This is a genomic window from Amycolatopsis sp. WAC 01376, assembly GCF_003947415.1.
In the GTDB taxonomy this organism is placed as follows: domain Bacteria; phylum Actinomycetota; class Actinomycetes; order Mycobacteriales; family Pseudonocardiaceae; genus Amycolatopsis.
Map to the genome: position 1 here is coordinate 711,623 of NZ_QHKL01000006.1, position 18,222 is coordinate 729,844.

At 65.4% G+C, this 18,222-nt stretch carries 18 protein-coding genes and 1 pseudogene; 6 read left to right on the forward strand and 13 right to left on the reverse strand.

Annotated elements, in window-relative coordinates; genetic code table 11:
• Window positions 1-14: 14 nt before the first annotated feature.
• The 3 genes from DMH03_RS30270 to DMH03_RS30280 all read right to left on the reverse strand — a co-directional run bounded on the left by DMH03_RS30270 (window position 15) and on the right by DMH03_RS30280 (window position 2,472).
• Window positions 15-218, reverse strand: a complete 204-nt coding sequence (locus DMH03_RS30270) for a DNA-binding protein (RefSeq protein WP_125795359.1) — start codon at window positions 216-218, stop codon at window positions 15-17.
• A gap of 59 nt (window positions 219-277) precedes the next feature.
• Window positions 278-1,006 (reverse strand): hypothetical protein, encoded by a 729-nt coding sequence (locus tag DMH03_RS42670; protein WP_233611715.1) that lies wholly within the window; start codon window positions 1,004-1,006, stop codon window positions 278-280.
• Window positions 1,007-1,218: 212 nt separating this feature from the next.
• Window positions 1,219-2,472, reverse strand: a complete 1,254-nt coding sequence (locus tag DMH03_RS30280; protein WP_125795360.1) for an HNH endonuclease signature motif containing protein — start codon at window positions 2,470-2,472, stop codon at window positions 1,219-1,221.
• 204 nt (window positions 2,473-2,676) lie between these two features.
• Here DMH03_RS30280 and DMH03_RS30285 point away from each other — a divergent pair, with 204 nt between their 5' ends.
• Both DMH03_RS30285 and DMH03_RS30290 read left to right on the forward strand, forming a co-directional pair.
• Window positions 2,677-2,973, forward strand: a complete 297-nt coding sequence (locus DMH03_RS30285) for an antibiotic biosynthesis monooxygenase (protein WP_125795361.1) — start codon at window positions 2,677-2,679, stop codon at window positions 2,971-2,973.
• 81 nt (window positions 2,974-3,054) lie between these two features.
• On the forward strand, window positions 3,055-3,852 hold the full coding sequence (locus DMH03_RS30290; RefSeq protein ID WP_199749068.1) for a DUF1684 domain-containing protein: 798 nt from the start codon (window positions 3,055-3,057) through the stop codon (window positions 3,850-3,852).
• On the opposite strand, the gene DMH03_RS30295 is transcribed toward DMH03_RS30290, so the two are convergent.
• The 6 genes from DMH03_RS30295 to DMH03_RS30320 form a co-directional block, all read right to left on the reverse strand.
• Complete coding sequence (locus tag DMH03_RS30295) at window positions 3,834-4,829, reverse strand: BtrH N-terminal domain-containing protein (protein ID WP_125795362.1); 996 nt, start codon at window positions 4,827-4,829, stop codon at window positions 3,834-3,836. The two genes, DMH03_RS30290 and DMH03_RS30295, sit on opposite strands and share 19 nt — an antisense overlap.
• Complete coding sequence (locus tag DMH03_RS30300; protein WP_125795363.1) at window positions 4,826-5,629, reverse strand: MerR family transcriptional regulator; 804 nt, start codon at window positions 5,627-5,629, stop codon at window positions 4,826-4,828. Before DMH03_RS30300 ends, DMH03_RS30295 begins: the two co-directional genes overlap by 4 nt.
• A gap of 46 nt (window positions 5,630-5,675) precedes the next feature.
• Window positions 5,676-8,582 (reverse strand): alpha-L-fucosidase, encoded by a 2,907-nt coding sequence (locus tag DMH03_RS30305; RefSeq protein WP_125795364.1) that lies wholly within the window; start codon window positions 8,580-8,582, stop codon window positions 5,676-5,678.
• Window positions 8,583-8,739: 157 nt separating this feature from the next.
• Window positions 8,740-9,426, reverse strand: a complete 687-nt coding sequence (locus tag DMH03_RS30310; protein WP_125795365.1) for a hypothetical protein — start codon at window positions 9,424-9,426, stop codon at window positions 8,740-8,742.
• 37 nt (window positions 9,427-9,463) lie between these two features.
• A complete protein-coding gene (locus DMH03_RS30315; protein WP_125795366.1) occupies window positions 9,464-10,189 on the reverse strand; it encodes a HEAT repeat domain-containing protein in 726 nt (241 codons plus the stop codon).
• 181 nt (window positions 10,190-10,370) lie between these two features.
• A complete protein-coding gene (locus DMH03_RS30320) occupies window positions 10,371-10,856 on the reverse strand; it encodes a hypothetical protein (protein WP_125795367.1) in 486 nt (161 codons plus the stop codon).
• A gap of 443 nt (window positions 10,857-11,299) precedes the next feature.
• On the opposite strand from DMH03_RS30320, the gene DMH03_RS30325 reads away from it, so the two are divergent.
• Entirely contained in the window at window positions 11,300-12,511 is a 1,212-nt protein-coding gene (locus DMH03_RS30325) for a hypothetical protein (protein ID WP_233611717.1), read from the forward strand.
• A 149-nt stretch (window positions 12,512-12,660) separates the two neighbouring features.
• Here the strand turns inward: DMH03_RS30325 and DMH03_RS43070 are convergent, their stop codons facing one another.
• A complete protein-coding gene (locus tag DMH03_RS43070; protein WP_370310953.1) occupies window positions 12,661-13,197 on the reverse strand; it encodes a hypothetical protein in 537 nt (178 codons plus the stop codon).
• Between the two features lie 746 nt (window positions 13,198-13,943).
• Window positions 13,944-14,161, reverse strand: a pseudogene (locus DMH03_RS42675) (MBL fold metallo-hydrolase); the annotation flags it as partial.
• A 36-nt stretch (window positions 14,162-14,197) separates the two neighbouring features.
• Here DMH03_RS42675 and DMH03_RS30340 point away from each other — a divergent pair.
• On the forward strand, window positions 14,198-14,476 hold the full coding sequence (locus DMH03_RS30340) for a type II toxin-antitoxin system Phd/YefM family antitoxin (protein WP_125795368.1): 279 nt from the start codon (window positions 14,198-14,200) through the stop codon (window positions 14,474-14,476).
• On the forward strand, window positions 14,469-14,873 hold the full coding sequence (locus tag DMH03_RS30345) for a type II toxin-antitoxin system VapC family toxin (RefSeq protein WP_125795369.1): 405 nt from the start codon (window positions 14,469-14,471) through the stop codon (window positions 14,871-14,873). Before DMH03_RS30340 ends, DMH03_RS30345 begins: the two co-directional genes overlap by 8 nt.
• A 177-nt stretch (window positions 14,874-15,050) precedes the next feature.
• On the opposite strand, the gene DMH03_RS30350 is transcribed toward DMH03_RS30345, so the two are convergent.
• Window positions 15,051-16,034, reverse strand: a complete 984-nt coding sequence (locus DMH03_RS30350) for a TIGR02391 family protein (protein WP_125795370.1) — start codon at window positions 16,032-16,034, stop codon at window positions 15,051-15,053.
• 161 nt (window positions 16,035-16,195) lie between these two features.
• Window positions 16,196-16,873: an MBL fold metallo-hydrolase gene (locus DMH03_RS30355; protein ID WP_125795371.1), complete on the reverse strand. Its 678-nt coding sequence runs from the start codon at window positions 16,871-16,873 to the stop codon at window positions 16,196-16,198.
• Window positions 16,874-16,980: 107 nt separating this feature from the next.
• Between DMH03_RS30355 and DMH03_RS30360 the strand changes: the two genes are divergently transcribed.
• Window positions 16,981-18,204: an acyltransferase gene (locus tag DMH03_RS30360; RefSeq protein WP_125795372.1), complete on the forward strand. Its 1,224-nt coding sequence runs from the start codon at window positions 16,981-16,983 to the stop codon at window positions 18,202-18,204.
• Window positions 18,205-18,222: the final 18 nt, after the last annotated feature.

Consider the following 18,222-nt stretch of genomic DNA (forward strand, 5'->3'; position numbering starts at 1 on the left):
TCAAGACAAAAAAATTATTCGGTGGGTTTGTATGTCTGACCTCGCGTTTCCAGGGCTTCGCGGATGATGCGGAGTGCTTTGGGGCCGACGCCGTGCAGGCACGCGAGCTCGGCCTCGGTGGCGCGGGTGAAGTCCTCCAGGCGCGTGTAACCGGCGCCGGTGAAGGCCCGCGTCGCCGGTTTGCCGATGCCGGGCGGCAGTTCGCTCTGGTCGTCCATGGGGCCTCTTCGGTCAGTGGCTGTCGTGGTCGCCTCCATTGTGGACCGCTGATGCGGGGTCAAGGTGCGGGAAACTGGACGGCGACTTCGACAGCGGTCTCCAGCGTCGCCTCGCTCGGCCGACCGGCCTCGGGAGCGGACTCGGCGATCACGACCAGCTTCCTGGCCAGACGGGAGTCGTAGTTCTTGCCGGTGAAGCGGCTACCGTGCCGCACCTCGCCGAAAAGCGCGACGTTGCCGGTGTCGTCCCTGTCGACGAGCCTTTTCAGATCGCTCGCCTCGCTCGCCACCGGCATCTTCACCCACGCGACGGACACGATGATGGTGTTCCCGGCGCCGTCGTCGACGGTGACCGCCATGCGATCGAGATCGACGCAAGGGTGGCGCAGGAAGAAACGCTGCACCTCACCGAAGGAATGCGGTCCGCATTTCAGTTCCCGTTTCGCGGTTTTCTTGAGCAGGCGCCAGCCCAGGCGCTGCCAAGCTTCGGAGTGACGGCCTTTTTGCGCGGACTTCTTGCTGGAGCCCTTGCCTTTGAGAGCCTGGCTCGCGGCGGAATCCAGGGAGGCGGCTGTGCCTCCGCCTATTCCGTTGGTGGCTGCCACGACCACACCCGCGGTGGCCAGCGCGCCCGCACCGTACTTGTATTTGATCCAGCGACCGTCCGGGCCACGTGGTTGATTCACCATGACGTACTCCGTCCCCTCCCAAGTCCGGAACGGCCGATCTTGCTCCGGGTTTTGCGGAGGAATCGAGGATTCTTTCGTCAATACGCCCGAACGGCGCAATCGGTCTTCGGGTTTCCGCCGGTACTGAACAGTTTTCAGAAGCGATACCTGGGCGCAAGGAAGGGGCTTGCATGTACTTCAGCCCGCTGGGATCGGCAGGTAGTGAGGGCCTCCTTCACTACCCTCAGGGTAGGCAAGGAGGCCTTCACAGAGCATCGAGGTGCGGGCATGCCGAAGGGCCCGTCGCCGGTGTGGCGGGCGGGCTCCTCGGGTTACACGTGGTGGAGGGTGTTGCGGCGGGGTTTTCGGAGTGGATCTCGGTATTGGGGCGGGATGAATTCCGGTAATCCATCGGCGGCCATATGGACTTGCCAGTCGCCGTGGTGGATCAAGCGGTGATGAAAGCCGCACAGCAGCACGAGATTCCGGAGATCCGTAGGCCCTCCGTCTGCCCAGTGATGAATATGGTGAGCGTGACAGTTCTTGGGCCGCCGATGACATCCGGGGAACGCACAGCCGCCATCCCGGATGTTCAAGGCGCGGCGTTGGCCGGGGGTGACGAACCGTCGCAGCCGTCCCACATCGAGGGGTTCTCCGGCGGCGCTCATCACGACCGGCAGCATCAGGCAGTCGCAGGCCGCGAGCCGGGCCTCGCGGGCGGTCATCGTCCCGACAAAGTCGAGGCACGCGGTCCCGAGGCCGGACTTCAACTCGTCGAGTCCGATGGTGACATGCAGCAGGGTGCGGTAGCCGCTGGTTCCGGGCTGGTCCGGGCAGGCGATCGCCAGGTCGAGGATGTCGACCCAGGCGTCTCCCATGCGTTCGCATTTCATCCGCAGATCGGCCTGGCCGAACTCGTCCACCGGGCGTGGTTGCGCGTACGCCTCGAGCGCGGCCGCGGTGCGGGCACCGGTCTCGTCGTCGAGCAAGCCGGTGAGCTTCCAGTAGCCGTCTTTGCGGCGCTCCAGGGTGATCTCGCGGCGCGGCTCGGCGGGTTCGGGATCTTTCGGCTCGTTCCCGTCGGGGTCGAGCCAGGCGAGGAGGTTCGCTTCGGCGTCGGAGAGTTGGCGGGGTCCGGCGTCGCGGGCGAGGTCGGCGAGGATCTTCTCCGCACTAGCCCGATCCTCCGTCGAGGTATCGGCGGGGAGCTTCTTCAAGATGTCCAGGATCTGGTCGATCCGCTCATCCCCGACCAGCCCCTCGGCAGCGACCGCGGCCGTAGCGGGCGCGACAGCCGGAACCTCCGTGCCGTCCAGGGCACGCGTGGGGTTCAGGGCGATGGCCCGATTCACCACCGCACCCGCCTCACCAACCGACAATCCCGCCACATCAGCGAACCAGTTCGCCGTGCGGCCATAGCCGTACAAGTCTTTGACGCCACGAGACTCGACCTCCGCCAAGTACCGCCCCAACCCGGCGGCCGCCATCCGAATCACCTGCAAGGACTGCTGCACGCCCTGGGCAAGCTCCAGCTTGCCAGCACGCCACAAGTCCTGCGGCAACTCGGGAAGAAAGGTCTCGGACACCCCTCAAGAATACCGCAAAACAATCGAACAAGCGTTCGTAATTTTAAGCAACAAGCGAAACGCGCGAACAACACTGAAGTGTGATTTTGCCTCGCGCGGCGACCACGCAAAGAAAGGGGGGTGCAATTAGTCGACTAAATGCGGCTCCGTCCGCAAAGCGAGTAGTCGACCCCTCGCGAAAGGTGATCGTTTAGCATCGGCCCCATGACGACAGTGGAACTGACCCGCTTCAAGGTCCCGGCCGACCGCGCGGACGAACTGCTCCAGGCCCGCCCCGCGATGCTCGCCGACTTCCGGGCCGACCGGGAGGGGTTCCTTGATGCCCAGCTGATCCGGGTCGACGACGAGACGTGGCTCGACGTCGTGTGGTGGCGTTCCTCCGAGGACTTCGCCGCGTCGCGGGAGAAGGGGGCGAATCTGCCGGGGATCAAGGCCTTCTTCGCGCCGATCGCCGAGCTGGTCTCGGCCGAGGAGGGCACCACCGGCGATTATCACGCCTAGCCCACATGCCGGGACGGGAAATATCGTCGCCGTCGAGCCGTTGACCTGGGAGAACGAGCAAGGTTACGGAAGGGATCGGCGATGAGCACAAGCCTGGACACGTTCACGCGGGACTGGCAGGGCTGGAAGACCGAGCGCGAGCGCGATCTCGCCGATCCGCTCGGCTGGCTCGCTCTGGTCTCGCTCGACTGGCTCGAGGACAAGCCGCGCGCGTACGAGGGGCTGCCCGGCGTGTGGTGGCAGGACGCCGACGCGGCGTACCTCGATCCGCAGGGCGCGGATCTCTCGCACGACGGCGAACGGGTCACCGGAGTTCGTCGCTTCGAGCTGGTCAACAGTGGTGCGACCACCCGGGTCGTCGCCGGTGACATCGAGATCGAGGTGGCGCGTCGCGGCGGATACCTGATCCGGACGCATGACCCGAAGGCGCCGGTGCTGAACGCTTTCCGCGGTGTCCCGGCGTACGAGCCCGACGCGGCCTGGGTGCTGTCCGGGACCTTCGAGCCCTTCGACGAACCGCGGCCGACCACGGTCGGCGCGGTCGTCGAAGGGCTCAGCCACGTCTACGTCTCGCCGGGCATCGTGCGTTTCGAGCACGACGGCGTGGAGCACACGCTCACCGCGTTCAACGGCAAGAAGGACGGCCTGCTCATCCTGTTCACCGACGCCACGAGCGGCGTCACCACGTACGCGGCGAACCGGTCGCTCGCGGTGCCGCCGCCCGCCGAGGACGGAACCGTCGTCCTCGACTTCACCCGCGCGACGAATCTGCCGTGCGCGTTCACCGACTTCGCCACCTGCCCGTTGCCGCCGGCGGGCAACGATCTGCCCTTCGCGGTGGAGGCGGGGGAGAAGCTGCCTTACGAGCGGCAAAACTGAACCGTCGCGAGCGCCGTCATCGCCTCCTGTTCGCGCTGAGCCAGCTCGGACAGGACGGCGGACGCGTCGGCCAGGTGCCGGGCGTCGCCGGTTTCCCCTGCCTGGGCGAACAAGTGCGCGACTTCGGTCCACAGTGGAGTGATCTCGCGGTACTTCTCATACGCGGTCCGGAGACCGGCGTCGTCGACGAAGGCCGTGCATTCTTCGAGGAAGTCGCGGTAGATCCGGCGGAAGAGCGCGCCGCCGGTCCCCGCCCGTTCCATCAGGACGGCGGCCTGCGGCAGGTCGCGTGCCGGATCACTGCTGCGGTCCAGCCACTTCCGCACCTGGGTGGCGGCTTTGCCGATCCCGCGATACCCGAGGTTCGCGATGGGCGGGTCGAGGAATTCCGCCGCGTTGGCCCGCACAGCATCCCGGACGACGCCCGAAAGCGGCTTAAGCGGCTCGTCGGCGCGAAGAGTGAACGAGCGGTTCTTCGCCGTCATGGGGCCTTTCTCCCCGCGGGCGCCTTCCAGGCTCTCCAGTGAGGCCGATACGGAGCCACCCTGCTGTGCCGTGTCGACAAGGAAGGCTCTTTCCTCGTCGTAGCCGTATAAAGCGGCGAAGTGCCCGCCGAAGTGGACTTTCGACGTGAAGTACTCCAGGTGGTACGAGTCGAGTTGCAGGCCGACCGGCGCACCGGCGTCGATCTCCTCGGCCACGTTCCGCCACGCCGTGCGCGCCGACGTCGTTTCCTTGACCCGCAAGGTCAAGCCGAGACGGTCGGTCAGCCTTCGGGTGATCTCGAAGGGTTTGCTGCGCCCTCCGAGGAAAGGGAACGGCAGGTTCTTCCCGTCCCAGTAGATGAAGCCGAGGCCTTCGCCGAGTCCGAACAGCATCGGTTCGGACAGTTCGACCCCGGCGTGCCGCAGGAGGACGTGGAGCGTGCTGGTCTCGCAGTGCTCTCCGCCCGCGGTGTCGATGCCGTCGAGGATCACGAGGTCACCGGCCAGGCGATCTCGGTGCGGTAGGACTCGGGTGCGACCGACGGCCCGGGCGCCACGAGGTACAGCTCCTCGGCGGCCCCGGCCGGGACGAGGTCGCGTTCGGCGATCCAGCGGCCGAGTGATCGGTACGCGGTCTCTACGTCGTCGTAATCACCCTCGTGGATCGTCGCGACGAGCAGACCACCGGGAAGCTCGCCCGCGCCGATCTCGCCGTCATCCCGCACCGGCCCGTCCACCGGGACGAACAGTTCGACGGTCAACTCGTCGGGATCATCGGTGAGGTAGCGGGTCCCTGGCGGGCCGGACGGCGCGATCCCTTGCGCGGCGAGCGCCGCGAACAGCCGCCCGTACGCGGGGCCGATCAGTTCGGCCAGGCCGCTCAGCGGCGTCCGGATCGACAGGCGGGCGATCGGCTGCGGCGTGCGCACGCGTTCGTAGACATGCAGCCACCGTGCCGGTTCGGCGAGGACGGAGTCGAGTCTGCCGCTGATCGCCGCGAGTTCCGCGGCCCGCGCCGCCACCCGGTCGTGATGCCGTTTGATCGCGGCCTTCACCTCGTCCGGCGTACCCGCGTCGAGGATCTCGGCGATCCCGGCCAGCGGAACCTCCAGCTCCCGCAGCCGCCGGATCAGGCCCGCGCGGGCGAACTGGTCGAGCGAATACCGGCGGTATCCGGTGCCAGGGTCGATCTCCGCGGGCACCAGCAGCCCGATCCGGTCGTAGTTCCGCAGCGCGCGGACCGACAGCCTCGTGGCGTGCGCGAACACGCCGATCGGCATCAAGGTCGTCATGGGACCAGCCTGAACCCTCTCCCGGGGAGAGGGTCAAGCCGGTACCTCACCCCAGTGACAGCCGATCGAGATCCGGGGCGGACGCGTGGTCGTTGTGCAGCTTGATCGTGTTCGCCCCCGCTCGCAGCTCGACCGGCACCGACGTCGTGAGCCGGGTGTTGTTGCCCGCGCCGTCGACCTTCACTTCGATCGGCGTACCGCCGTTGACCGTGACGAAGTACGAGCGCGGCCCGTTGACGGTGAAGTCGATGTACAGGGTGTAGCGCCTGGTCTCGGGTACGTTGACGTCGTCGAACCGCACGGACGAGTCCGGATCGCCGCCGATGTTGCGGACCTTCTGCCCGCCCGAGCACACCCCGCAGTTCGTGACGCCCGCGTCACCGACGTCGTTCGCCGAATCTTCGGCCTCCCGCATGAAGACCCGATCCGCGGGTCGTGGGCTCACCCGCACCGGCTTGCTCACCGTTTTCGCCCGTCCGAGCAGGTCGAACGACGCGGTGACCGGGATGTCGGCCGCGGTGACGCCTTCGGGGGAGACCAAGGTCCAGGAGGCTTCGAGCTCGTCTCCGACCCGCATGGACGCCGCCGCGGCCGGAGCGCCTTGAAGGGTCCAGCCCGCCGGAACGACCGGCGCCATGGTGACCTTCCCGATCGTGTCGTCGGCGTCCAGCCGCAATTTCGCGGTCACGCGCAGGGACTGCCGTCCCGGTGAAAGCCATTGGACACCACCGGGTTCGACGGTCATGGTCGTCTTCGGCGTGTAGGACGGCGGAGGCAGGGGAGCGACCGCGATCCGGTCGAGGCCCGGCCCTGCGGGGGCGTTGCTGAACACCTTGACGGTGTTGGCGCCGGCCTTTAGTGCGACGGGGATCGCCGCCGAGGTCACGACTCCCGGTGTGCCGGCGTCGATCGCGGTCTCGATGGGAGCCCCGCCGTTGACGCTCACCGCCGCCGAAGTGGCGGGACCGCCTGTGGTGTCGAGCTGGAGCCGGTAGTCGCCGTCTTCCGCGACCGTCACGCCTGGGTAGGTGACCGAGTTGCGTACGCCGCCACCGAGTCCGGTGACCTGGAACGATCCGGAGCAGGACGAACACCGGCCGAGGCGGGCGCGGCCGGTGTGGTCGTTGCGGAAGGACTCGGCCTCCAGCGGAACCTGCGCGCCCAAGATCGAATTCGGGTAGCCGTAGGCCACCTTGATCTCGTCGATCGCCAATTGCCGGTAGAAGGGTTTCGCCTGCGGCCCGGACCAGGTGTTCAGCACCTCGAGTTTGATGAACCGGGTCTGCCGTTCGCCGAAGTCGATGAACTGCACACCGCGGGTGCTCGGCATCGCGCCGGTGCGGACCGGCTTGCCCCAGTTCAGCCCGTCGTCGCTGACGTAGACGCGATAGTCCTTGATCCGCGACGAATCCTCCGGCCTGCCGAACGATTCGCGTGCGTGCGTCGGCGACATCTCGCGCTGATTCACCGCGAGGTAGGTCGCCGACCGCCGCTTGCCGAGGTCCAAGGTCAGCGAGACCGGCTGCTCGCCGTCGGCGTCCCAGTAGTTCTCGAAGTTCCCGTCGACGAGATTCGACGCCGGATGTCCGGCGCGTGAAGACGAAGCGGTCGCCTTGATCGTGCCGGAGTCGTGAAAGTACCGCTGCCCGGCCGTCTCCACCTTGAACACCGTGTCGTAGGTGTCCCAGTCCTTGATGTCCACAATGGTCAGATAGCCGCCGGATTGACTGAAGCGCAGAGATTTTCCGGTGCGTACGTCGGACACTCCGGTCACCTTGTAGCCGTTGTCGCGCAAGCGGAGCAGGTCGGTGCTCGGCCGGGTGACCACGTGGAGGTACTGCGTGCGGGCGCCGGGCTCGACGGTGATGACGCCGTGCGCGCCGTCGTTCCAGACCCCGGGCTGCATACCGCCGTACATGTACCCGCCGCCCTCTTTGCCTTGCAGGGACGACTTGATCGGCGGCACCCAGCTCGCCATGAAGTTGTTGTACGCCTCCTGCCGCGGCGGGAACTTCCCGTTCACCATCGGGGTCTCGGCCATCAAGGACTTCATCGACGAACCCGCGTTGGCGATGTAGCGCCCGGTGGACAGCCGGAAGTCGACGGCCTGATCGGTGCCGTCGTACCACCAGGCACCGTTGGTCGGCAGTTTGTAGTCGGCTTCGGTCAGCCGTGGCATCGGGGTGAACGCCGCCTGCGGGTAGTCGTACGGCGGGGTGATGCCGGTCTTCTGCTCGTTGCTGACCGTGTCCATGATCGGGGTGTCCTCGTTGTTGTTGCTCAGTAACCAGGACGGCCGCTTCTGCCGGATCTGTTCGTAGAGCTTGTTCTTCTCCCAGTAGTCGTTGTCGTTGTCGATCCAGAACCCGGAGAGGTCCGCGTAACGATCCATGACCTCGTGGAAGAGGTCGTAGCTGTATTCGCCGAAGCCTGGACGGGTGGTCAGGTCGACCTGCTTGCCCTTGTAGGCGGAGTACGCGGCGGAATCCAGCGACTCCACACCGGTTTCCTTGTGCCACTGGGGATCGTCGGTCATGTAGAGGATCGTCCGGACACCCTTGGCGTTGCCGGCCTTGACGAGTTCGCCGAGGAGGTCGCGCCGTGTGGCGCAGCTGCCGGGGATCGCCGACGGCCACGGCCGCGCGTAACCCAGCCTGCTGTGGAAGGTGGCGAGCACGATGTAGGAGGCGCCGAGCTTGCGGGCCTCGTCCACCCAGTAGTCCGCGCTCCAGCCGCCGTCGGTGACGGCGCGTTCCCAAGCGGCGCAGTCGGTCTGGCGTGGCGCGGTGAACATGCCCCAGTGGAGGAAGAGTCCCGCGGTGGCCTCGCGCAGCCACTGCTGACGGGGATGGTGCACCTCCGCGCTCGCCGCCGTCGTGGTGAGCAGGCCCGCCACCAGGGCGAGGACAACGGCGAGCCAGGCGGTGCGGTGCGCTCGAACTCTCATGACCATCCGCTCTCATCCAGGGCGTGGTAACCGAGAGATCCGATGATTGCGCCAGATATGCCAGTGGTCAAGCCCCGTTGAGTGGGACGCAGTCCAAGTCGTCGGAGGTATCGCGGGACCAGGCCCTCTCGTCTGCAGTACGAGAGGGCCTGCCGGTCGTGCTTCAGATGTTGAAGCCGGGGTGGGTCGCGAAGGCGTTGTCGATCACGAGATTCCCGCGCTGGCGGGCCCGTTCACGCAGTGCCGTCGTCGTGCGGGCGCCCTGGGCGTAGAACCACCACAGGTAGAGCGCGCCGTACATCCAAGCGCCCTCGTAACCCCAGGTGGAGTCGGCGCCGCTCTTGCCGGCGCCGAACACCGAACCCGCCGGGAAGTTCGCGTTGTGCGGCTTCCCGCCCTGGTGCCGAGATTCGTGGATCAGCGTCTCGGCCCGGCCGGGAACGTCCTTGGAGTACCAGAAACCCAGGTACACCTCGATCCGGTCGTCGACGAACGCCCCGCTGAACGAGCGCGCGATGGCACTGCCGTCGCCGCACAGCGAACGGAGGTCGTCGCAGTTGTCGCGGACGTAGCGGCGCGCCCAGTTCAGCATCGCCCCGGAATAGGCGTCGTTCGCGTAGTCCTGTGCCGAATAGGTCAGCAGGTAGCACGCGTTGAACGTCCGGGCGAGCGGCTTGTCGGTGTTGCACGCGTCTTCCCAGCCGAAGCCGTCGTCCCAGTAGTCCTTGTTGCCGGCGAAGCCGTAGGTGTTCCAGAAATAGTCGATGTAGGTCTGATTGCAGATCGAGGCGCCGTAGAAATTGTCCCCGGTCACGTTCTTGTCCGGCACGGTGTAACTGCAAGTGGCCATCGGAGATCACCTGTCCGTAGAAGGAATTCGTTCTGATTCAGGAGCGCGGGGGCTCCGGCGGTGGCACGTCGTCGGTCCGCGAGTCCTTCACGTACCGTCCGCCGACGGCCTGCGGGACACCGCGGACGTCGACCCGCCGGATGTTCAGCAACCGCTCGTCCTCGGTGCCGCTGAGCGCCTCGCGCACCCGGGCGGTGAGGTCGGTGTCACCGGTCTCGGCGATGGCCTGGACCGCCGCGCGCCGTACCGTGAACACTTCGTGCCGGACCTGCCGCAGCAGCAGCTCCTTGGCCGCGTCGTCGCCGGCGGATGCCAGCCGTGCCAACGCTTCCACGGCGGTGGTGCGGATGATCACCTCTTCGCCGACGGTGCTGATCCCGTGTGCCGGGTCGTCGGAACGCTCCGGCGGGATCGGCTGCCGCAGCACGTTTTCGAGCGCCGGCACGGCGGCCGTGTGCCGCAGGTCGGTGAGCAACTGGACCAGGCCCCAGCGCTCCAGGTACTGCTCCTCCGACAGGGCGTCGTACTGCGCGCCGAGCGCGGGGACGACGTCGTCCGCCCGCTCGCGAAGCCTGTCGAGGCTGCGCTGGTAATTGCGTTCGGCGTCCTCGCCGGACGCGGCCATGGTTTCGGCGGCCTGGGTGACCAGTTCGCCGATTTCGCTGTTCGAGAAGCTTCCCAGGCCCGAACTGCCCGGGCCCGCTTCGAGATTGTCGCCACCCGAACCCAAAGACGGGGTATCGGGATTGCGTGGGGTCGGCATGAGGTTCTCCTTCGCAGCGGCGTTGATGCTGACGGAAGGAAGGAACGCGATACCGGACGCCAGATACCTGTTTTTCCGAAAAATCGCCCGTCCGGGTTTTTCACCGCGGGAATCCGAAAAGGACTTTGATCACCGGAAAGCACGCGACCGGCGAAAAGCATTCACGGATTCCCGCCCGTGATCAATGGCGGACGTCGATGACGACCCGGTTCGGCGACGTCAAGGTGAACACCGTGACCGGTGTCCTCGACCGGACGCCGAGACCGATCGACAAGGTGCCTTCGTAGTCGCCGGTGACCGCGACCGCCATGACGTTGCGCAGGGCACGGGTCCGGAACTTCTGCGGCCCGGGATAGGTCGGATTACCGGCGTCGTCGTGCGCGGCCGCCGGAGTCGCGGTGACCGCGATGAAGTATTCCCCGGTCAGCCAGACGATTTCGCCCGATCCGTCGGCGATCAACTCGTCGACGAGGTCGTACCGGACGGCGGGAGCCTGCCCCGCGGTCAGGTCGAGCACGATCCGGTCGAACCCGGGGTTCTGGCCGGTGCGGATGTTCGTCATCGTGGGGATCTGTTGTGCCGCCGCGGAAACCGGTGCGACCGCGGCGAGGGCGCCGGTCAACATCAGTGCGGTGGCGACGAGTGCGCGTCGTAGGGTGATGGTCATGGCGATGACCTCCTGCCGGAGAGTTGATTCCTTGAAGACGTCCGGACGCGGAGGAGGTTGTATTCTTCGCGTTATCGTTACTGATCGCCGAATTCGCGTCGAACGATCTCGAAGTCTGCAGAAGTACGGTTTCTGATTGCCGTGCGGGGTAAGATTCGCGCAGTGGAGATCGAATGAATGCTGCAGGTCGGCGACGGATTCCGCTCAGGAGGTGCACGGAGACCGCGGTTACCGTGCCGAGGACGTCTCGTCAGCCTCTCCTGATCTCTTCTGGAGGTGTCTTCGGTCATTGCCGAACCCGTCGCGAGTGGTGTACTAGTACACCTTAGGGCGCGACGACGGCGAAGCCCCTCGCTGGTTCTGATCTTTCACGGTCAGGAGGAGTTTCTTGTCGTCGAGGGCAGTCTCTCTGATCGCCGACAGTTGTCCTGTCGCGCCGCGAATTGTCGATCATCGCCGCGAAACGGGAGGGCGTCGTGTCAATCCAGGTGGTGAGGAAGCGTGTTTCCTGTTCTGCTGCCGCGGTCGAGGCCGCGCTGCGCTGGCTCGCGGTACGCAAGGACGGCAGGCCGCTCAGGTTCCTGCGCTACGCGATCGAAGACCCGGCAAGTGAACCGGCCGCCGTCCTCGGTGCGCTGGTCCGGCCGACAGAGTCGATGACCACGGCGACTCCGGAGGTCCGGGCGCTCGCGGCCTGGGGACTGATCCTCGATGAGATCAGCCGGATAGGGTCGATCAGGGGATCGGCAGGGTGTGACATTCTGAACGCCGCGTTCCGGCTCGGCGGGGTGGAGTGGGAGTCGACCCTCGACGAGCGTTTCGGACAGTTGAGGAACCTTCCTGGCGCGTTCGAAATTTCGCCACCGAGTACGACGACGCCAATGCACCTAGCCTGGCGGCGCGCAGTGATTGTCGATCTTGCTCCTTGCCTGGCAAGGAATTTAGAGGCGCTCGTGCGGGATGGCGAAGCCTGGCGATTTTATGTGGAAATCGCCAGGGCTTCGTTCCCAGAGCCGCGGGCGTCCGGCCGCCGGGCGCCCGCGGGCGGCCTGCAGGCCGTTTTTCTGGAACGCCAGCTGGTGGCCGTGGAGATGCGGCGCAAAACCGTGTATCGCCGACTGACGGTGAGGAACGTCGTCGCCTGTGAGGACGGCGTCGACGGTTATGTGGCGAGAGCTCTGACAGGGTGGGCCGGCGGTCTGGCGTCCCTCCCTGTCAAAGGGATCTTCGGTTGCCGTGTCGAGACTTGGCCGGGTGCGCAACCAGGGGATCCGATGGTCGTGGACCTGCGTTTCCCGAAACCGCTGCGCAAAGGCGAGCGTCACGAGTTCATTTCCCTCGCCTGCGATGACGACCTCGACGAGGAGCGGTGCTGGGTCAATGTTGATGTCGACCATCACGGAATCGCGACGCGCGAGATGGACGGCGAAGGCAAGGTGACCGGAGGGCTAAGCGTCAGCATCACCTTCGACGACTGCGTCCCTGAGGCGTGCTGGTGGTACGCGGAACAGACCGAGTACGAGCGCATGGTCCGGCCGCCCGCCGGTGATCGGCGTCTGCTCGAGATCCGGCGAGGCGTCGTTGAGCACACGTTTCTCGAGCCCTGTCATCCGCGGGAGGAGTACGGGATTGCTTTTCGGTGGCCGCGACCCTGAGTGAAGCGAAGCCACGTCCGAGCTCGACGTGGCTCGCTTCGGTCGCCTGGGGCTAGTTGCCGGTGTTGCCGCCGCCGCTGCCCTTGCCGTCGTCGCCGTGAATCGCCATCGAGAACCTCCTTAGGATCGCCGATCGGGGCCCGGCGAAGCTACATGCGCACAGGGTGATGGTTGGTGACGGGTTGTGTGTGGCATACGGTGTCGCTCGCGCTAACTTGACAGCGACTTTCCGCGAGAGACCTGCCGATCATGGGAGGTGGGTAGGTTCTCGCGAGGCTGGCCTGTGAACTCAAGGCTCTCGGTGAGTTGCCTGAGACCGGGGAGGTTTGCTGGATATGCGCTCCTGGTTTCACGACGTGAGGGGCCGGATGTCGTCTGACATGACATGTCGGAGATCGGCGACTGTCCTCCGTGCCACGTGTTTCGAGGTGGTGCGAAGTGGCCATGGCGACCCAACGCGGCACCGATCCGGCGGGACCCGCCTGCACGTCGGCACCGCGCCAATTCGTGATCGCCCACGCGTAGTCAGGTCCGGCGAATTCGTTTCTTGTGACCAGTTCGTCGATCAGATCAGTGAACCGCTCGGCGGGAACGTCGTCCTTTTCTGCTTTACGGTGCAGTATGACCGTGTTTCGCGGCACCCTGTAGCAGGGATACGGGAAAGGAGTTCTAGTGTTGCCCCGCACTTCGACGATTTCGGATGTGTCGCGCCATGGTTACCGTAGTTGAGGGTCGCTCCGTGAGCGTGTCATACCTCGTTCCAGAGGGTGACTTCCGGACGGTCACACGTGATCGTCGCGTAGGTGGTTCGTGTGGCCGGGGTCGATTCGGCTAGAAGCATGACCATTCAGGAGCGAGCAGGTCCGACACCGCCGAAGTGGTTGCCGTGGCTGCTGCGGTTTGCCTGAGCGGACGCTATCAACCTCATGATTGTGTCTATCCGATCGAGTCTTTCGTGTAATGGCCTTTGCTGATGGGGGCCCGGCCGGCGATGTCGCGATCCTTGTGGTTCGAACAGGACCCGCGCTCTGCGTAGGTTGTCCGAAGTGGCGTCGACCGAGAGCACGGGAACCAAGCAAGCCATTTCAGGTGTGAACAAATCGTCCTCACGCAGTGCTGCGGAATCGATGGCGCTGTCGAGGAACTCGAATACTCCGATCGGCTGCCGTGCGAGCGGGCTGTCGGCTGCTGGTCAAGTGGTGTCGAGCCATAAGGACCGGCCGTAGTCCGCGGCCAGTCAAACAGTCTACGGCGTAATGCGCGGCCTGTGGCGTTGGTCCGGTCCCTATCGGACCTCGAAAACAAACGTTTCTATCGCGGTGAACAAGAGGTCCGCGGAAGTAGTTCGGTGTCCGCGATCCGGAGGTTTGCCGACTCGGGCGACGCCACTGATAAGTGAACGGGTGCGGCGCCGTTCCGTGAAGCTTTCAGATCACCAGCCGCGTTCGCGCCACTCTGCAAGGTGTGCCCGCTGCTCACTCAGCGTCGAGTCGTCCCCATGACCGGGGTAGAACCAAGTCTCGTCCGGTAGTTCGTCGAAGATCCGCGACGAGACGTGTCGATCACCGACGAAAAGCCCGCCGGCGAGTTCGTCTTGCCGACGCAGCTGGAAGAGCGTATCGCGTCAGATGTCAACAGATCAGACGGATGTAGCTTGGTGAGCTACGCATGGCTACACTGAGCCTCGTGAAGGTGATCACTCAGCGCGAGTTCCGTAACAACTCTGCTGCCGTCATGGACGCTGTCGAGGCCGGCGAGATCTACCACGTCACCCGCAATGGTGTCGAAGTGGCTGAGCTGCGGCCGATACCGCGTAGGCGCCGCCTGACTGCCGAGGAACTGGTCCAACGGCATCGAGGGTTGCCCAAGGTCGAGGCGGCTCAGATGCGGCAGGAAGCCGATGAGTTCTTCGGCACTGAGGACCGTGTTGCTTCTGACGACGCGTGGGAGCACGGTCGTGGCTGAGCGTCACGAGGCAGGAGTGCTCGACACTTGCACCTACATCGATCTCGGGCTGCTCGAGTCTGCGGCACTGCCGAAGATTCCGGAGCTCACAGCTGTAACCATGGCAGAGCTCCATCAAGGGGTGGCTATGGCGAAGGATGCCGCGGTCCGCGCCGCGCGCACTGAAAAGCTCGGTGCTGCGATCGTCGATTTCGCGCCGCTTCCGTTCGACGGTGATGCCGCTGCCCGGTATGGCACGTTGGTTGCGCTGGTCCTCGCGGCGAACCGGGATCCGCGACCTCGGCGAACGGATCTGATGATCGCCGCCATTGCATCGTCGAGAGGATTGCCGTTGTATACCCGGAATGAAGGCGACTTCAAGGGTCTGGGCGGCATGCTCGACGTCATCGGTGTCTGAGCAGGTGCCTTCTTGCTTGTTGATCGGACTGTTGGTCGGCGTTACTTCGGCGAAGAGACTCATCGGGGCTCAGAGAGAAGATCGATCCATCAGCGGTCGCTGAGTGTGGCTCATTGGGTGGGCCCTGGACGAGCCTGCGCATTCGGTTTGGAGAGTGCCGTGATCAGGCTGACAATGTCAGGTGGTGACGGCGTTTTTCTTGCGGAACTGCTGAATATCATCCAGCAGTTCCAGTGCATGGGTCGTCAGAGCAAGCGCGTTGGGAGACGTGAGAGTAATTTTGCGGTGAGCGTGCGGGTTTCGGGTGAACTTGAAAAACGTGCGGAGCCGTAGCCGATAGATCCGGAGGATGGTGTTGTAAGCGAAGAGCTCTGAATCCAGGTGCTTGATGAATTTGTCAACAAGCCGCTGTCCGAAGTCGTCATCATTGCCCACGGCAAGCCTCAGTTCCTCTTCGATAGCGATGCTGACTTCCCGGACAGCGTGGTCGTACAACTCGTTGTCTAGGAGTTTCTTCAGGTCGGGCATGCTGTCAGGAAGCTCCAGTTGCTCGGCGAGTTGCTGGGTAACCACCTTCCAGCCAGCCGGGGTGATCGTGATGGCACCCTCAGTGCCATCTGCGTCATCGTCGAAGGCGGGGTAACTGTACGATCCGGCCCAGAAGTCTTCTTCATCTGGTGCAGGCGGCAGCGGTGGAAGGATTACCCTTGTCTTGCTGCCGTCCTTCTGTTCGATAAAGAGCTGTCTCTTCGGCCATTCCCACTCGGCTCGTCGGCGAATCTCGAACTCTCGCCTGCTGATGGGCGTAATCCCGCTGATTAAACCTTGCTCTTGGAGAGGCATTAAGTCTTCATGCCAGATCGCGACCTGGAATGCGTCGGGTGACAGCGGATCCTTTGCGCGCTCGGGTTTCTTCGGGTCGTAGTTGTAAGCACTGAAGAGTACGCAGCGGTCGATATCGTCGATTGGAAAGAAGCGGGTGCCTGCGGGAAACTGTGCCAGGTCGAACAAACCATGATTTCCACCTGGTGCGCACGGATAAGCTGGCCAGTCTGCATGGATGCCCAGGATCATGGAGTTGGTGCCTCTGGTGCCGTAACCCAACCCGAACCACCCTGGGTGCTCCGTGATGTCGCCAGACTCCTTCTTCTCCTCGCTCATCCACTCGCCCCATGGTCAGCCTGCAACTGTTGCGATCTCGCTACGAGAGCATACGGCTGTGTCGTGAGTTGTCACCGATGCCGCCAGCCAGTGCGGCTCTAGGGTCGTCCGGGCCGTTACGTTCACAAGTAGGTAGGCGCTCGTTCGGGAACGGCATAGGTTCACCAGCCGCGTTCGCGCCACTCCGCGACCTGCGGACGCTGCTCACCCAGCGTCGAGTCGTCCCCGTGTCCCGGGTAGAACCACGTCTCGTCCGGCAGTTCACCGAAGATCCGCGACTCGACGTCGTCGAGCAGCGACTTGAAGTCCTCCGGCGAGTTCGTCTTGCCGACGCCGCCGGGGAACAGCGAGTCGCCGGTGAACAGGTGCGGGTGCCCGGCCGGGTCGCGGTACAGCAGCGCGATGGAGCCGGGGGTGTGGCCGCGCAGGTGGATCACCTCGAGGGTGACCTGTCCGACCTTGACCGTGTCGCCGTGTTCGACGAGGAAGTCCGGCGGGATCGGCAGCGGCTCGGCGTCCAGCGGGTGGGCGGCGGTGTTCGTGCCGTGCGCGCCGGCGACGGCGCCGAGGGCCTGCCAGTGGTCCTGGTGCTGGTGGGTGGTCACGACGGTCTTCAGCGCGGGCCGGTCGGGGCCGTGGCCGATGAGGTCGGAGATCCGCTCCGGGTCGTTCGCGGCGTCGATCAGCAGCGCCTCGTTCTCGGCGCGGCAGACGAGCAGATACGCGTTGTTGTCCATCGGGCCGACCGACAGCTTCGTGATGGTGAGCGCGTCCAGGGTGCGGCGGACGGCGTCGCCGCCGGGGTCGACATGCCCGGTGTAGGTCTCGACGATGTTCACACCGCACACGGTAGTCGTTCGCCTGCAATCGGTTCCACCCGCACAGGTGACGCACAGGGGCACGACGTAGGCTCGCGTCGCCCCGCCAGCCGAACCACAGGACGCTCGTGCCCGACGCCTCGCCACGCGCCCCGCGCAAGATCAGCTGGGACGTCCTGCGCGTTGTGGCCGTCTTCGCGGTCATGCTCGGGCACGTCACCCATCAGGGGGCACTTCTGCACCCGGAACTGGTGGGGTACCCCTTTCGGGTAACCGCTCAGTTCGGTGCGGCCATCCTTTTGGTGATTTCCGCGTTCTTCGTCTGCGCGAGCCTCCGCAAGGGGCGGCCGGGGCGGTGGCTGTGGAACCGGGTCGCACGGCTGGTGCCCGCGTACCTGGTGGCGGTGCTCGTCACTTACGTGGTCGCCCGGTACGCGACGATCCGCTTCAGCGGCCTGTCGTTCCCGCCGGGCCTCACCGGATTCCTGTTCGGCGTTCCGCACGGTCCGCCGTCCGATCCGTCGCCCTGGTACGTCCCCACCGGCGCCGATCTGCTCGCCAACCTGGGCATGGTCCAGGAATGGGGCTGGCGGTACGAACTCTTCTACTACCTCGACGGCGCCTATTGGACGCTGCCGGTCCAGCTCGTCGCGTTCACCGCCGCGGCGCTGCTGTGGCCGCGCCGGTGGCGCACCCATCGGCTCACCGTCGGGCTGCTGTGGGCGCTGATCCTGGTGCCGCTGATCCTCCGGTTCGTCGTATTCGACCCGGTTTCCACGCCGAAGCTCGTCGAGACCTTCTATTACGGGCTCGGCCTGCATCGTGTGCATGTCTTCGCGATCGGGATCGCGATCTGGCTGTGGGCGAAACGACGGCTGGCGCACTGGCATCTCGCTCTGTTCGTGCTAGCCGCCTGCGCGGCGCAGGATCTGCAGGTCTTCCCGTTCCATCAGGCCCTGCCGAACGATCCCGAGCGCTGGCCGTCGGCGGTCGGGTTCGCGATCACGCTGCTGCTGGTGTGCCTGGCCGCGCGCGGGCCGGACTGGCGGTTCCCCGGTCTGTCCCGGATCGCCCCGGCTGTCACCTGGCTCGCGGGCATCTCGTATGGTCTTTATCTGGTGCACCAGGAACTCGGTTACATCCTGGCCCGTGCCCTGCTGAACGTCGGCGTCCCCGGCTGGCTGCGTCTCCCCATCGTGCTGGCCGCCGCCGTATTCGGGGGCTGGGCGATCACCGCGGGCGTGGAACGACCGGTTCACCGGTGGCTCACCGCTCGCCGGGATCGACGCGATAAGCCTGGAAAACCGCAGGTCAAAGACTCGGAACCAGTTTCTGTCGGTGGTGCCTCGTAGCATGGAGGCGGCCGCCCG